The following is a 15,666-nucleotide window of genomic DNA, read 5'->3' on the forward strand; positions in this document are numbered from 1 at the left end:
TATGCAATTATCTTTTTTATTCTATTAATTGTCAACTAATTACGTTTTTCGCCGATATCGAAATCAGTACCTTCCAGTAGGTCGGGTCTTCTTTCTTTGGTGCGGCGAACCGATTCTTCAAACCTCCAATTGGCTATATTTTCATTATGGCCGGAGAGCAATATTTCGGGAACTTTCATTCCGTCATAATCCGCCGGTCTGGTATAGATAGGCGGAGCTAGCAGGCCATCCTGAAAGGAATCAGTCAAGGCGGAGGTTTCATCATTGAGCACTCCGGGGATGAGTCGGATTACCGCGTCGGCGATCACCGCAGCGGCAAGTTCACCACCAGAAAGCACAAAGTCCCCAATACTAATTTCCTGGGTGATGTACTTTTGGCGGATGCGCTCATCCACACCTTTATAATGACCGCAGAGGATCATTAAGTTTCCTTTTAGGGATAGTTGATTAGCGAGTTGCTGATCGAAAGTTTTCCCATCGGGGGTCATATAGATGATTTCATCGTAATGCCTTTCGCTTTTCAGTGATTCGATACACTGAGCGATAGGCTCCACCATCATCACCATACCTGCGCCACCACCAAAGGCATAGTCATCGACCTGCTTTTGTTTGCCGGTGGCATAGTCCCTGAGGTTGTGTACACGGACGATTGCGAGACCTTTTTCTTCTGCCCTTTTCAGGATAGAGTGGGAAAATGGGCCATCCAACAGTCCAGGTACGACAGTGATTATATCGATCTGCATGGGCTAATCCTCTAAATATATGTCAAGTAAGCCATCAGGCAGTTGGCACAAAACTTTTTTTGTGTCCTTATCTACTTTCACAATGATATCATCCTGTATGGGGATCAGAACTTCTCGGTCCTGATAATCCAATCCGATGAGGTATTGTGTCTGGAGGTCGTATATTACCTTGATACTTCCCAGATGTCCAAGGGATTTGTCTTCCATTTCGTAGCCGATCAGCTCATGATAATAGTATTGATCATCATTCAGAGCTGGTAAGGCGGTGAGAGGAAGATAAAGTCCAGATCCCACTAGGGATGTGGCCGAGTCTATTGAGTCAAAACCTTCAAACTTAGCTAGAAAGCGTCCGTTTGGTTGTGCCACAAAGTGCTCGATAAAGTAAGGAGCCAATCGGCTGTTTTTTTCCAAAAAGACATGCTCGATATCTTCGTATTGTTCCGGGAAATCCACATCCAACATGGCCACTACTTCCCCATGGAGCCCATGAACCTTAGCTATATAGCCTAACTGGAAACAGTTGTCTTTGTTCATGGAGGGTATAAGTATTAACCTTGGTTTTCTTCTTCGCCAGCTTCAGCAGCAGGAGCTTCACCTTCAGCAGCTTCTTCTTCTGCAGGAGCAGCAGCGGCTTCAGCAGCAGCGATAGCTTCTTCTTCTCTTTTCTTGATTGCTTCCAGACGGGCTTCGTTCTTAGCAGTCTCAGCAGCAAAAGCCTTGTTACGGGCATCTTCCTTAGCCTGAGCGATTTGATCTTTCTTGCCAGTGATGGCAGTTTCTTTCTGCTCGATCCAAGTTTGGAATTTCTTATCAGCATCTTCTTGAGTGATAGCACCCTTAAGCACACCGATTTGAAGGTGTTTCTTAAGTAATACACCACGATAAGAAAGCATTGCTTTTACAGTGTCAGTTGGTTGTGCACCATTCAATAACCACTGAAGAGCTCTTTCGTTGTTGATGTTGATAGAAGCAGGGTCAGTGTTCGGGTTATAAGATCCGATTTTCTCGATAAAGCGTCCATCACGTGGAGCTCTTGCATCAGCTACTACTACGTCATAGATGGCCATTCTTTTTCTACCTCTACGCGCTAATCTGATTTTTACTGCCATAGTATATTGATATTTAGTTAATTGATGGATCTCGTCCATCGTAAATTTGGACTGCAAATATAGCGGTTTTATCTTTAAAAGAGCAAGTTAGGTAAAGAATATTTGCGGGATATGGATAAAATGTTTTAAATTGCGTCTCGATTTTGGAGCCTCTTAATAGACTCCCTATCTCCCAAACGATCCTCACGGTCCCGTAGTTCAATGGATACCTGCCAGACTTGTCTGCCGTCAGGTAGACAGGCAGGGAATAGAAGTAAGAATATAATATGGTCCCGTAGTTCAATGGATAGAATAGAAGTTTCCTAAACTTTAGATACAGGTTCGATTCCTGTCGGGACTACGAATCACCCTTCCATCGAAAAATGGAAGGGTTTTTTTTATTTCTTCCGTTATTTGACTTATATTATTAGAGGGATTTCCGAGGGGACCTATGTATATAGTATATGCAATAAAGAGCGAGGTGGAGGGTAGAATTTATATAGGTTTTACTGGTGATCTAGAGCGGAGATTAGTGGAACATAATGCAGGCAAAACCAAATCAACCAAAGTCTTTCTCCTATGGAAATGTATTTTTAATGAAGAGGTAATCTCCCGGGAACAGGCCAGAAAAAAGAGAGAAATATTGGAAGTCGGGCTGTGGTAAAGAGAAGCTAAAAGCTATTTGATAGTGGCTAGCCATAGGTCATCACCCGGTTTTGCTATTTGCCTTGGCAGAATCTTCCCTTGGTACTACGGGCTTCCTACCTACTGAGGCCTTTAATCCAGCAAGAGCCTAGTAGGAAATGGATATCCTTCACCGGAGCATAAATGGAGGTTTGGTGACACGTGATAAACCAGTCAGTTTACATACGGGTACTCCGAAAATGCAATGACTTCCAATTATCTAATTCATTTGGTTGTTCCTGTACTCATTAGGAGTTTGCCCTACCGTTTTTTTGAAAAGTCTAGTGAAATGCTGTGGGTATTTAAACCCCAATCCATAGGCTATTTGACTGATCTCCTTGTCCGTGTCAAAGATGCGTTCCTTGGCTACGGCAATTAACTTGGATTGGATGTATTCCTGTGCGCTTTTGCCTGTTTCCTTTTTGATCAGGTCTCCAAAATAGTTGGCCGAGAGATTGAGCTCATCTGCACAATAGGTCACAGAAGGCAAACCCAACTTATCGGGTTTGTCAGACTTGAAATAACCATTCAATAAAGCTTCAAATTTCTCCAAGGTTCCTTGAAGGACGTTTTCACGCGTGATAAACTGGCGTTCATAAAAACGCACGGAATAATTCAACAGCAGCTCAATGTTTGAAATGATAAGTCTTCTGCTATGATGATCAATGGACTGTTCCAGCTCGTAAGAGATTTTGGAAAAACACTCCAAGATCAAATTCCTCTCACGCTGTGATAAATGGAGGGCTTCATTGGATTGGTAACCGAAGAAAGTATAATTGTCCATGTGGTCGGCCAAGGAGGATCCTAAAATTAGGTCGGGATGGAAAATAAGGGCCTTTCCCTGAGGTAGGTACGACTCGCCGGTATTGTCCACGCTCACCACCTGTCCGGGGGCTATAAATACCAGTGTCCCTTCTTGATAATCATAGGTATGGCGGCCGTACCGCAGATTTCCACACTTCACTTCTTTTAAGAAAATCGTATAAAATCCAAAGTACATATTGGATGCCCTTCTTAGGTCTGCTTTGGTTAAATCAACAATGCTCACCAACGGGTGAAGAGTTTCATTGTTGTTGAAAACATTATAGTCATTGACCGTTTCAAATCTCCTTAGTTTTTCCATGACCGTTCTTGGTTTATATGCTTCAATATTACAGATTTATATCCAGTTCGTAGAGTGGCCAGGATCAAAATCAGTAAAACTGGTAGGAGTACCCGTAATCTGTATAAGCTCTTGATGGAATAAAACTGGGATGTTTGTAATCACAAATGTCAAAGGGGAAAATTTCCCCTATCCATAATCAAGAAGTTCACTATATGGAAGCAGCAAAAACATTATCAAAACCCCTCAAACGTATCAATGTATTGGACGCTTTAAGAGGCTTCGCTTTATTGGGGGTGGTTCTAATCCACATGCTCCAGCATTTTGGGATTTTTTCCAGAGCAGTGGAGCAGGTCTTCCCTTGGTTCCGAGCTTTGGACGAAACGATACAGTGGATCGGCCAGTATATAATTATGGGAAGGTTTATCAATATATTTGCATTTTTGTTTGGGCTTAGTTTTTTTATACAAATGGACAGTGCCAGCCGAAAGGGAGTGGATTTTAGGGGACGATTTGCATGGAGAATGGTCATTTTGTTTTTTATGGGTATATTAGCTCATTCCTTTTATCCCCTTGAAATCATCTCGGTCTATGCCGTCTTTGGGCTGATAATGATTCCGCTTTACAAATCCAAAAACTGGGTGCTGTTGTTACTTTCCGGTCTACTATTGGTTGGTGTACCTAGGACCATTCTCGCCACAATAAACAACCGTGCATTAGGTAACCCTTCTTTAGAACAGGTGGAGAGGAGTAGCCTAGTAGTTGCTGAAGGGACTCCTGAACATATAGCGAATCCTTCATTCTTCAATTCTGCCAAGTATAATTTTAACCAGCGATATATGGGGAAACTCAATTACCAGTTTGGTATGGTGGGAAGGGGATATGTTACCTTGGCACTATTTATACTGGGATTGGTGATAGGCCGTCTCCGGTTCTTTGAATCTTTGCAGGTCCACAAAAGACGCAACCTTCTGTTGTTTCTTGGTTTTTTGTTGGGTTTGCTCCTGATCTCGCTCGTCCTGAGCATGTTCCCTTCAGTGGAGACACGTATGCTGTTCAATCCTGAAGGAAATGTCGTTTCTGACAGGGTTTTGGCCGTCAAGGCATTGGAAGATATTGAATTGATATTTTTTTCCGGGACCTTAATAATGGGCTTTATTATCCTCTATCAAACTACAGCGGGAGGGAGTGTGTTGAAAATCCTGTCCCCTTACGGCCGTATGGGGCTTACCAATTACCTTATGCAGGGCTTGGTGGGGTGCTTTCTTTTTTCTATGTGGGCATTTGGACCTTACTTCGGTGGAGCAAACCCAACCAAATTGTTTTTGGTGGGGATCTTGATTTACGCTGGCCAAATTCTGCTCAGTAGGTTTTGGCTCAGGCATTATTTGTACGGACCATTGGAGTGGTTGTGGCGTTCTTTGACTTACCTTAGGATACAAGCTATCAGGAAAAAAAAGCACGTAGAGGCAAAAGGAAAGCAGTCAGAAGGACTTTCAGCGCTGCTCGATCGGAATCAGTGAAAATAGTAAGTAAACCTGATACCTGCATAAGATCAATGAAATAAAAGACAGTGAACTTTGTAATAAATTAACATATGATTTATGAAAAAGATCAAATTGAACAATGGATTGAAAATGTCCCTCTTGGGATTTGGAGTGTTTCAGATACCTGATTTAAAGGAATGTGATCGGGCAGTAATGGATCCCATAAATATAGGTTACCGCCTCATACACTGCAATTGCATGTATGAACGAAGCAGCGGTGGGAAATGCGATAATTAAAGAGAGGAGTAGCCAGAATGGAAATGTTCGTTACCTCGAAACTTTGGGTGCAGGATATGGGCTACGAAATCACCAAAGCTGCCCTTGGAAGGGCGTTTGAAAGGTTCCAGCTCGATTATCTTGACCTTTACCTTATCCATCAACCCTATGTGAATGTCTATGGCACTGGAAGGCCATGAACGAACTATATCAGGCAGGAAAGATCAAGGCCATAGGCATGGCCAATTTTCAACTTGATAGGATTATGGGCCTTACCATTAACAGTGGGTTTGCCCCGGCCATTGACCAGATTGACCCACCCTTTCCATAAACAACAGGAAAGCCAAGATTTTCTGATCGACCCCAATGTTCAGATGTAGTCTTGGGGGCCATTTGCAGAAGGAAAGTCCGGCATTTTCCAAAATGAAGTGTTGTCTAAAATAGGAAAGAAAAACAATAAGTCCATAGCACAGGTGATCCAGCGCTGGCTGATCCATAGAAATGTTATTGCCATTCCAAAATCGGTCCATAAGGAAAGGATAGAGCAGAATTTTAGGGTTTTCGATATTTCTAATGAAGATATGCATTCCATAGCAGCATTGGATACAGGACCTACCTTGCTTTTTTACCACAGAAACCCAAAAATGATCAAATGGTTGAGTGTAACAAAATTGGATATATAAAATAATAGAAACCATGAAAAAAAGGGCATTGGGAAATCAGGGATTGAAAGTTTCCGCGCTTGGACTGGGCTGCATGGGCCTGAGTTTTGGCTATGGGCCTCCCACAGAAAAAAACGCAGCGATCAAACTGATCCGTTCTGCGTTTGAGCAGGGCATAACCTTTTTTGATACTGCAGAATGTTATGGGCCATTTACCAACGAGGAGTTGGTGGGAGAGGCGATTGCCCCTTTCCGAAAGGAAGTGGCGATTGCTACCAAATTTGGTTTTAAGGAAGGTGATTCCACAAAAGGCCTTAATAGTAGTCCCAAGAGGATAAGGGAAGTTGTCGAATCTTCCCTAAGACGATTGAGCACAGATCATGTTGATCTTTTTTACCAGCATAGAGTGGATCCATCCGTCCCAATGGAAGATGTGGCGGGGACCATAAGTGATCTGATCAAGGAAGGGAAAATAGGACACTGGGGCTTGTCTGAAGCAGGAGCAACTACCATCCGGAAAGCGCATGCCATTCAGCCACTTGCTGCATTGCAAAGTGAATATTCGCTTTTTTATAGGGAGCCGGAAAAGGAGATTATTCCCTTATTGGAAGAACTTGGGATAGGTTTTGTTCCATTCAGCCCTCTGGGTAAAGGTTTTTTGACAGGGGCAATTTCAGAAAGTACCCAGTTCGAGCCCAATGACTTCAGGAACACTGTACCTCGCTTTTCAAAGGAAAACCTAAAGGCAAACCAGGCATTGGTCGATTTAGTCAAAAAGATTGCTACACAAAATCAAGCCGCTCCCGCTCAAATTGCCTTGGGGTGGTTGCTGGCCCAAAAACCGTTTATTGTCCCAATTCCTGGAACTACCAAGCAATATCGTCTGACAGAAAATGTGGGTAGTACAAAAATCAACCTGTCCGGTGATGATTTGTTCCAAGTATCCACTGCTTTAAAAAATATCCAACTTGTGGGAGAAAGGTATTCCGCTGCAGCCCAAAAAATGATAGACAGATGAGAATGTTTAAGATAATAGCTGTGCTATTGCTATGCAATGTTTGTTACCGCTCTCAAGCCCAACAACTGGATAAGGGACAGATAAGCATGGCCTCAATTGCAGCCCTTACGACAATAAGCGATTGGGAAGGGCTAAGATCCGAACTATCAAAAGGTCTTGACAATGGATTGACCGTGAACCAAATAAAGGAGCAATTGGTGCACCTGTATGCATATGTGGGGTTTCCTAAAAGCATCATGGGACTGCAAACATTCCTTTCGGTTTTAGAAGAACGAAAAGCTGACGGTGTCAACGATAATTGGGGAAAGGAAGCTTCTCCAATTGATGACACACTGCCCAAATACGGCAGGGGCAAAAAAGTATTGGAGGAGCTCATTAAAAACCCTTTACCTGAGACAAAACCCGCTTACCAACAATTCTCCTCCGAAATTGATAGGTTCCTTAAGGAGCATCTCTTTGCGGATATATTTGAGCGGGATGTGCTGACCTATCAGCAAAGAGAGTTGACCACCATATCGGCTTTGATAGTTATGGGCGATGTAGAGCCCATGCTGAGAGGGCATATGCGGATTGGTTTAAAACAAGGTTTCACCAAAGGACAGTTAAATGTTTTAGTCGAGAGTCTAAGACCTTATTTAGACGAGAAGAAAATGAAATCTGCTAAAATAATAATTTCAGAACTACATTGAAAAGGGTAAAGTAGAACAATCCCTGTAATATTGGTAAGTACCTCAGTAATTCATCTACGTATTCTCTTTGTTTTTTTTCTGTTATTTGTAATAACAATTTAAAAATCAGTGAAATGAAAAGGATTATTTTGACGCTGCTAGCACTTATATCTATAAGCAGCATAATGGCACAAACTGAAGGAAAAAAACCAATAAGCTTACAGGACCAAGGTGTGTTTGCAGTTGGTGGAGGAATCATCAAAGCAGAAGGAGAGTACGACCCAAACAATCCAAAAAAAGATGGACAAACACTGCATATCGACCATGCGACAATACATTATCAGATTCCGATCAATGCCAAGAAATTGCCTTTAGTATTTTGGCATGGGTTCGGCCAAACAGCAAGAACCTGGCAGACAACGGCCGATGGCCGTGAAGGTTTTCAAACAATTTTCCTAAGAAAGGGCTTCTCTGTATATTTAATCGACCAACCACGTAGGGGCCAAGGCGGAAGAGGACCAGAAGAAACATCCATTCCCGCAACCCCCAATGAGCAGTATTGGTTAGGAATGTTCAGGATTGCCAAAGGGGATGAATTTATGCCCAATGTAAAATTTGATAAAGGACCGGAGACGCTCAATCAATTTTACAGACAAATCAGTCCGGATCTTGGGGCTATAGATTTTGAAGTAAATACAAACGCCATATCAGCCCTGTTTGACAAAATCGGTGATGGTATTCTAATAACCCATTCCCATAGTGGGGGGCAAGGTTGGACCACGGCCATTAAAAATAGTAATATCAAGGCCATTGTTACTTATGAACCTGGGAGTGGCTTTGTTTTTCCTGAAGGTGAAGTGCCCGACCCAATGGAGAGTTCGGCAGGAACATTGGAGGCAGTGCCAGTTTCCAAAATTGACTTTCTGAAGCTGACCAAAATTCCGATCATCATTTATTATGGTGATTTTATCCCTGAAACGCAGGATAGCTTTTATGGTACGGATAATTGGCGTCCTCGTTTGGTAATGGCAAAATTGTTTGTGGAAACCATCAACAAATATGGGGGTGACGCCAAAGTGGTTCACTTACCAGGAATTGGAATCAAAGGGAATACCCATTTTCCCATGTCCGATCTCAACAATATAGAAATTGCCAATCTGATGTATGGATGGCTTAATGATAAAGGACTTAACTAAAAGCTGAAAATATGAAAAACCTACTTATTACATTATTGTTCATCGTTCCCGTGAGTGTTTTTGCCCAACAAGGGGGCTACGAAGTTTCCTCATACCTGAACGAAGGCTTTAAAGCGCCCAACACCCATTACATCGGAGAAGCTTGGCTAAATGGAGTAATGACAGACGATAGTGAATTGGGCTTTAGCATCACCAAAGCAACGTTTAAGGCAAACTCTACACTTGACTGGCATAAGCATTCCTCAGCACAGGTATTGATCTATGTGGAGGGAGAGGGCTATTATCAGGAAAGAGGAAAGGATCCCATAATTCTCAAAGCCGGCGATGTGGTAAAATGCGAAAAAGACGTCGAGCATTGGCATTCTTCAACCAAGGAGAGTGATGTAACCTATTTGGCATTGTATGGAGGTGAAAACCCAACTACTTGGACAGAAGTACTTACTCAGGAATATTACGATGCCGTAGCAGAACAATTAAAAAAATAAGAAGTCTCAAAATGAAGTATCCAGTTATATTGATAATAACATTAATTGCTGCACTTAATCTAAAAAGCCAAGGCATTGCCCAAGCACAAAATGAAAATCCATTCACCTTGGTTTATGCAAATGCGATAACCAAAAATGAAAATGGAATGGTGAATATCCATGCGGTTATGTACCAATTAAACGGTTTGGAAATTGCAGCCAATGTATATACGCCCGCTAATTTTGATTCGACCAAAGCCTATTCAGCCATTGTCATTGCACACCCAAATGGGGGTGTGAAAGAGCAAGTGGCAGGTTTGTACGCACAACGTTTAGCAGAACTGGGCTTTATAACTATTGCAGCAGATGCCGCCTACCAAGGAGCAAGTGGCGGATCACCAAGAAACGTTGATATACCTCAAAATCGTGTGGATGATATTCACGGTATGGCGGATTTTATTTCGCAATTTGAAGGTGTAGATACTGCTCGGTTAGGCTTGCTTGGCATTTGTGGCGGTGGTGGTTATTCGTTGAAAGCAGCACAATCCGATAGTCGTTTTAAAGTTGTTGCTACATTGAGTATGTTCAATTCAGGAGAGGTTCGACGCAACGGGTTTTTAAAATCACAAATGACAACCATTCAGGAACGATTGGGCCAGGCCTCAAAGGCTAGGGAACAAGAAGCTAAAGGGGGAGAGGTTTTGTATGTGGGTGGCAATACACCATTATTGACCAAGGAAGAAATAGCTTCACTTCCTTTTGATCTGTACAAAGAAGGCTATATCTATTACAATGAAACACATGTTCACCCCAATTCTGGTGGTTGTTATACAATGAGCAGTCTCTTGGAATTAATGACATGGGATGCCACCGATGAAATCGAACTTTTGGATCAGCCATTACTGATGATTGCTGGAAGTAAAGCTGATACCTACTACATGACCGACAAAGCTTACGAAAAAGCCATCAATGCCAAGACCAAAGAATTGTTTCTCATAGATGGTGCCACCCATATCCAAACCTATTGGAAACCTAAATATGTGGATCAAGCAATTGATAAGTTGGGGGAATTTTATACCAATAATCTGTAAATCCGAAAAGATGAATTTAAAATTTAATGCAATTCCTTTATTGGTGACAATTTCATTGTTAGGCTGCCATAATGAAGATTCCACTATTTCTGAAATCCAGAAGTCATTGATTTTCCAAAAAGGCCAAAAAATTGAAAATAACAATTTCACTGGTACTGCCTTTCTGGAAATGTTGGTCGATGCTGATAGTATAAACCAAAATTCGGTCGGAAGTGTCACCTTTGAACCTGGCTCGAGGACCAATTGGCACCGACATCCAAATGGCCAGATTATTTTGGCCATAGATGGTGAAGGTTATTATCAAGAAAAGGGAAGTCCAAAACTAATCTTAAGAAAAGGGGAGACTGTAAAATGTCCTCCCAACACCCCTCATTGGCACGGGGCAAGTGCCAGTAGAGAATTTGTCCAAGTTGCCATAACGAGTAGACTTGCAGGACCGACAGAGTGGATGCAAGAAGTGACCGATGATGAATACAATGCCGTGGTGAAATAACCGATTGGAAGTTGGATTTCGCTCATATCTAATAAATATAAAACGCAACTATAAAAAAATAATTCTCCATTTTCATTCATCATTTCACAAAGTTCGCTTTCGATCTGCCGAGCGGCAATGAGCTTAGGGCTTAAACACCGTCTTTCCCGCATGCCCTTCCTTTATTCCGTTGCCCTTTAACGGGTTTTAGTCATATTAAACCAGAAATAGTTTATTTTTACATATTTATTTCCCCTTAAAGTATCTTTAATTTTTGGAGGGTGATATTTATTCTGTATTATTTGGATAATAAGATTTATTCATATTTATTAGGAGCTAATCAACTTGCGACCACTTGATGAGAGTCGGACATTTTTGATTAGTTCTTCGATCATTTTGTTCCTAGTTTAGGCAACAAAACCAGTCCAATTATTTAAGCAGTTAGGAACATTTTTATTATTTATGATAATCTATCATGAAAAAATGTATTGTTTAATTTATTCTCTTCCTTGCCTGTTCGTCTAACAGCAGACAAGCAGTCTACCAGGTATCCAGTTGTTCTAGGGAAGAGGATATGGTTACACAGGACGATGCCAAAGTAACAAGGTATAAACGACTACAAATTCAATCCTGAGGAAATAGATACAACCTATAACTAGGAAGTGAAAATCTACGACAAAACAGGTGAATAGTATATTGCAGCAAATTTTGGGTCCGATCAGGAGGCTGTTAATGAGGAATGGCTATCCTTTATGAATTATACCTTGGAAATGGATTATAATTCTAATCAAAATGAGGGAAAAGTCGAATCTGAACGAACTTTCGATGAAAATAGGACTACAAAGAGAACCAATGGGGAAATGGTTTTGCAATTCAAGGAATTCCATTTAGGTGAAAAAGCGAGTGGTTTTTCAATAGAAGTTAGCTTCGATTTATAAAAAATACATGCAGCCAATAGGTCTTCATATGCCTATCAAACAGATTTTGATAGTCCTAATAGATGGGATGTACTGGGGTAGGGTGGAGCAATTGCCAACCGCTAATCAAAATCCGGATATTTTGGTTTATTAGATGTACCGAAATACCTCTTTAGGTAGTATGAAAGTCCGTAAAACTGTATTGTTGGGGGACAACGAAATTTCAACCTTTCACGAACCTGGTGTAAGGAGGATTAGGGCTAGAATAAAGAGCAACTGGTTAAATTTTAAGGTGTATTTTAAAAAATGGGAAAGGGACAACTGGGTAGTCAAGAACTAATTCAATTCATTTCTGTTAAAAACCATTCTATATTTAATTTTAAAAGAAAACTGGGCCTGTTAATTTAGGTCCAGTTTTAATTCGTTATGATCAATAAATCCATTGTCTTTGTGTTATTTCTGGGGACTGTCTCAGCCTGTTTAAATGAATATACCCCCGATTGGGATCAGGAAATGGAAGAAACCTATATAGTAAATAGTATTTTGTTCCCTGACAGCATAGCAACAGTGAGCCTTACAAAGTCTTCTTTTTTCCATGATGAGGAGGACTTGGCAGAAATGGCCTCATCCCAAGTTAAGTTGACGTGTATCGAACCAATTGGTGGGAGGGTACTGTTTTCTGAAATTCTCTCGTTTAGGGATTCTGTGTTTATGGGTGAAAATATTCTGAGGCAAGGATTTGATTATAAACTGGAAATATTGACACCTAGTGGAGATTCTATCAAGGCAATAACATCAATTCCACAGCCAACCTCCTTTGAAGAATCCGACTTGGTGTTTCCTGCCGGGTACAGTGACCAAAGAAACATAAAAGGGGATATTGTTCGGCTTTTTGCCTCCTTTGACCCACCTAAGGATCAGGCTTGTTATTATGAAACTTATGTATATAATGCTGATTCAATGGGGGCGGGTGATAATAAATGGAAGTACCACTTTTTGAAAACGGTCAACAATGACCAAATAATTCTATCTGAAGATCTTCCAAGTAACTATCAAAATACTTTTCTTTTTTCGACTGACCACGATGACAAGGACTTAATTACCCTAACCTTTGATATCATTCCAACGGGCAACGTTGGAAATCCCTTTTTTTCAGAATTTTACCCAGTCCTATCAAGGGTTTCAAAAGATTACTATCTGTATAAAAAATCATTGTATCAGCATCTGGATGCTTTGCAATTTTCCCCTTCCCTTGAAGTGGAAAATCTTTACTTTCCGGATATTTTTAAAGTGCTCCCTGAAGTCCATTCTAATATTGAAGGGGGAACGGGTATTTTTGCCGGCATTAATCCTACCAAATTAAAAACTGTTTGCAACAGAGAAGGAACAAGTTGTGTATAAGATAGGGCTATTATTATATATGCTTTTGGGGACGGGGACTCTAGTCCATGCTCAGAGGGTGAACTTATCTGGAAAAGTAACTGATAGGTTCTCAGATGAGAGGGTCATTGGGGCGGTGGTAATGTTTGGAAATGGTACCAAAGGAACTTATACCAATGCCTATGGCCACTTTTCATTAAGTATACCCATAAATGAGCCCTTCAGCCTAAAGATCTCCATGCTGGGATATCACCCATTGGATACAATGGTAACCATTGGCTCAGATGCCATTATGGATTTTAATCTTGAACCAAAGCAACTGGAGACGATAACCGTAAGTGAAGAACGGCCCGTTCAAAAAAGGTCAAGCAGTCAGGTTAGGATAACCTCTCCTGATAGGTTGAATTTGCCCTCACTTAAACCGGAAGTGGATATCTTAAACCTTATCCAGCTACAGACAGGGGTCCAATCTGGCTTGGAAGGATCTGTGGGTTTTTCCGTAAGGGGTGGAAACAATGATCAGAACCTATTGATTATGGATAATATTCCGCTATACAATACGGGGCATTTTGCCGGATTTGTTTCAATTTTTGACCCTTTTGCAATAAATACGGTGGACTTTTATAAAGGAGGGTTTCCAGCTAAATACGGCGGGAAAATTTCATCCGTGGTGGATATATATTTACGGGAAGGAGATATGCAGGAGTATCATGGAGAAGTTGTCCTAGGTACCTTTTCGGGTAAGATCGCGATGGAAGGGCCTATCATAAAAGGGAAGTCTTCATTCTTGATTTCCTATAGGAGGTCGACAATCGATGCTTTCTTGAAGGGACTATACCTTTTTCAAAAGCCCGAGGACAAATTTCTTTATCGTTATCATGATATCAATGTGAAGATCAATCATAAGGTCAACCCTAAAGACCATTTATATCTTAGTTATTATTCAGGAGGAGACCGATTGGAAACTAGTGGAGACCAAGTCTATTTTGGTGCTGATGATCATTTTAAGGAATATACCAGCTTGTACGACAATGATTGGGGGAACAGGTTCCTTAGTTTTAGGTGGAACAGGACATTTTCAAAGGGACTGTTTTTGAATACTACCGTGGCCTATTCGAATTTTCATTATGACCTTACTTCGAGAGACAGGATGGTTGATAATGGACAACTTGAATTTTTCAATGATACCTATTATGGCGTTTCAGTCAGGGATATGCTGATAAAGAGTGAGTTGGACTATGTGCTCAACTCCAGCTGGAAGTTTAATACAGGCATTAATTTTACCAATCATTTTTTTGTGCCAGTAGATTGGTTTCAAAACCAATTGAATTCAGGCGGGATAGGAAATGCAAAAGATTCCAATAAAGTCACCTTGGGCGCAAATGAAGCATCCTGGTATGCGCAAGCTGAATATTCTAATGGAAAGGTGGAAATATCTCCCGGCGTGAGGATATCGACTTATTTATTGTCCGGAGAAAATGACTATTTCCTTTTCGAACCCCGCCTCAAAGTGCGCTTTAATATAAATGAAAATGTAGACATCGAAGCAAATTACAGCAGGATGAATCAGACCGTCCATTCTCTTAATACATCAGGAACCTCCCTCACTCCGGATATTTGGATTCCAGTGACCAATGATATAAGGCCGTCTTCAAGTGATCAGGTAGCGTTATCATATGGTTTTGGCCAAGATGGATTAAATATAGTAATGGGAGGCTACTATAAAACAATGAATTCCCTTATAGATTATAATAGGGTCAAAGGATTTGGATTGACAAAGGGAAACTGGGAAGATGCGATCGCTAAGGATGGTAAGGGATATGCCTATGGGCTGGAGCTCTCCGCAGAAAAATCTTTCGAGAAGTCATTCATTGAACTAAACTATACCTATTCAAGGTCATTTAGAAAATTTGACGAAATAAATAACGGTGAGTATTATCCCTATAGCTTCGATAGACCACATAACCTAAATTTGGGTTATCAGTTCAAATTGGGAAAGCAATCTACAATCAACTTTCAATGGGCCTATCAAACGGGCCAGCCGCTGACCATAGGTGATCAATATTTCAAGGTTATCAATAACCATAGATTTTATCTAAACAATGACCTGTCCGGTCAAGAGAACTATTACCTTCCAAATCCTGATTTTAGCGTTTATGAAAAGGTTATTTTGATACAAAAGCAAAATAACCAAAGGATGCCGGATTATCACAGGTTGGATATATCCTATAGCCATAACAAACGTTGGAAAAACGGGTGGCAGCGAACGGTGGGAGGTTCCATTTATAATGTTTACAACCGCCAAAATGCATATTATATTTATTCTGATGTGACCGATAAAGGTATGGTTTTAAAGAAATTAACATTGTTTCCAATTTTGCCATCACTATTTTATAAAATTAAATTCTAAAACAAACA

At 40.9% G+C, this 15,666-nt stretch carries 17 protein-coding genes and 1 tRNA gene; 14 read left to right on the forward strand and 4 right to left on the reverse strand.

Annotated features, from left to right (window positions below):
• Positions 1–35: 35 nt before the first annotated feature.
• The 3 genes from trmD to B050_RS0104245 are packed head-to-tail and all read right to left on the reverse strand — an operon-like array spanning position 36 to position 1,891.
• Entirely contained in the window at positions 36–743 is a 708-nt protein-coding gene (gene trmD, locus B050_RS0104235; RefSeq protein WP_018472648.1) for a tRNA (guanosine(37)-N1)-methyltransferase TrmD, read from the reverse strand.
• 3 nt (positions 744–746) lie between these two features.
• Complete coding sequence (rimM, locus tag B050_RS0104240; protein WP_018472649.1) at positions 747–1,277, reverse strand: ribosome maturation factor RimM; 531 nt, start codon at positions 1,275–1,277, stop codon at positions 747–749.
• A gap of 14 nt (positions 1,278–1,291) precedes the next feature.
• Complete coding sequence (locus B050_RS0104245; protein WP_018472650.1) at positions 1,292–1,891, reverse strand: 30S ribosomal protein S16; 600 nt, start codon at positions 1,889–1,891, stop codon at positions 1,292–1,294.
• 229 nt (positions 1,892–2,120) lie between these two features.
• Here B050_RS0104245 and B050_RS0104250 point away from each other — a divergent pair.
• Both B050_RS0104250 and B050_RS22020 read left to right on the forward strand, forming a co-directional pair.
• Positions 2,121–2,192 (forward strand) — tRNA-Arg (locus B050_RS0104250).
• 90 nt (positions 2,193–2,282) lie between these two features.
• Entirely contained in the window at positions 2,283–2,495 is a 213-nt protein-coding gene (locus tag B050_RS22020) for a GIY-YIG nuclease family protein (protein ID WP_229802417.1), read from the forward strand.
• Between the two features lie 240 nt (positions 2,496–2,735).
• On the opposite strand, the gene B050_RS0104260 is transcribed toward B050_RS22020, so the two are convergent.
• The gene (locus B050_RS0104260) at positions 2,736–3,638 is read right to left on the reverse strand and encodes a helix-turn-helix domain-containing protein (RefSeq protein ID WP_018472651.1); all 903 of its coding nucleotides are present in this window, start codon (positions 3,636–3,638) and stop codon (positions 2,736–2,738) included.
• 194 nt (positions 3,639–3,832) lie between these two features.
• Between B050_RS0104260 and B050_RS0104265 the strand changes: the two genes are divergently transcribed.
• The 12 genes from B050_RS0104265 to B050_RS0104335 all read left to right on the forward strand — a co-directional run bounded on the left by B050_RS0104265 (position 3,833) and on the right by B050_RS0104335 (position 15,658).
• Entirely contained in the window at positions 3,833–5,140 is a 1,308-nt protein-coding gene (locus tag B050_RS0104265) for a DUF418 domain-containing protein (protein ID WP_018472652.1), read from the forward strand.
• 278 nt (positions 5,141–5,418) lie between these two features.
• Positions 5,419–5,580 carry a hypothetical protein gene (locus B050_RS23655; protein ID WP_018472653.1) on the forward strand — a complete coding sequence of 54 codons (162 nt, stop codon included), beginning with the start codon at positions 5,419–5,421 and terminating at the stop codon, positions 5,578–5,580.
• The gene (locus B050_RS23725; protein WP_018472654.1) at positions 5,577–5,711 is read left to right on the forward strand and encodes a hypothetical protein; all 135 of its coding nucleotides are present in this window, start codon (positions 5,577–5,579) and stop codon (positions 5,709–5,711) included. Before B050_RS23655 ends, B050_RS23725 begins: the two co-directional genes overlap by 4 nt.
• Positions 5,712–5,808: 97 nt before the next feature.
• Positions 5,809–6,063, forward strand: a complete 255-nt coding sequence (locus tag B050_RS23660; protein ID WP_229802415.1) for an aldo/keto reductase — start codon at positions 5,809–5,811, stop codon at positions 6,061–6,063.
• A gap of 13 nt (positions 6,064–6,076) precedes the next feature.
• The gene (locus B050_RS0104285; protein WP_018472656.1) at positions 6,077–7,060 is read left to right on the forward strand and encodes an aldo/keto reductase; all 984 of its coding nucleotides are present in this window, start codon (positions 6,077–6,079) and stop codon (positions 7,058–7,060) included.
• Positions 7,057–7,749: a carboxymuconolactone decarboxylase family protein gene (locus B050_RS0104290; RefSeq protein WP_018472657.1), complete on the forward strand. Its 693-nt coding sequence runs from the start codon at positions 7,057–7,059 to the stop codon at positions 7,747–7,749. Before B050_RS0104285 ends, B050_RS0104290 begins: the two co-directional genes overlap by 4 nt.
• A 113-nt stretch (positions 7,750–7,862) precedes the next feature.
• Positions 7,863–8,924: an alpha/beta hydrolase gene (locus B050_RS0104295; protein WP_026235623.1), complete on the forward strand. Its 1,062-nt coding sequence runs from the start codon at positions 7,863–7,865 to the stop codon at positions 8,922–8,924.
• 11 nt (positions 8,925–8,935) lie between these two features.
• Positions 8,936–9,409 carry a cupin domain-containing protein gene (locus B050_RS0104300; RefSeq protein ID WP_018472659.1) on the forward strand — a complete coding sequence of 158 codons (474 nt, stop codon included), beginning with the start codon at positions 8,936–8,938 and terminating at the stop codon, positions 9,407–9,409.
• Between the two features lie 11 nt (positions 9,410–9,420).
• A complete protein-coding gene (locus B050_RS0104305) occupies positions 9,421–10,479 on the forward strand; it encodes an alpha/beta hydrolase (protein ID WP_018472660.1) in 1,059 nt (352 codons plus the stop codon).
• 10 nt (positions 10,480–10,489) lie between these two features.
• Positions 10,490–10,972: a cupin domain-containing protein gene (locus tag B050_RS0104310; protein ID WP_018472661.1), complete on the forward strand. Its 483-nt coding sequence runs from the start codon at positions 10,490–10,492 to the stop codon at positions 10,970–10,972.
• A 1,322-nt stretch (positions 10,973–12,294) separates the two neighbouring features.
• Positions 12,295–13,269, forward strand: coding sequence for a DUF4249 family protein (locus B050_RS0104330; protein WP_018472665.1), 975 nt, complete (start codon positions 12,295–12,297; stop codon positions 13,267–13,269).
• On the forward strand, positions 13,262–15,658 hold the full coding sequence (locus tag B050_RS0104335; RefSeq protein WP_157492522.1) for a TonB-dependent receptor: 2,397 nt from the start codon (positions 13,262–13,264) through the stop codon (positions 15,656–15,658). Before B050_RS0104330 ends, B050_RS0104335 begins: the two co-directional genes overlap by 8 nt.
• Positions 15,659–15,666: the final 8 nt, after the last annotated feature.

The sequence above is a fragment of the Echinicola pacifica DSM 19836 genome, from assembly GCF_000373245.1.
GTDB lineage: Bacteria > Bacteroidota > Bacteroidia > Cytophagales > Cyclobacteriaceae > Echinicola > Echinicola pacifica.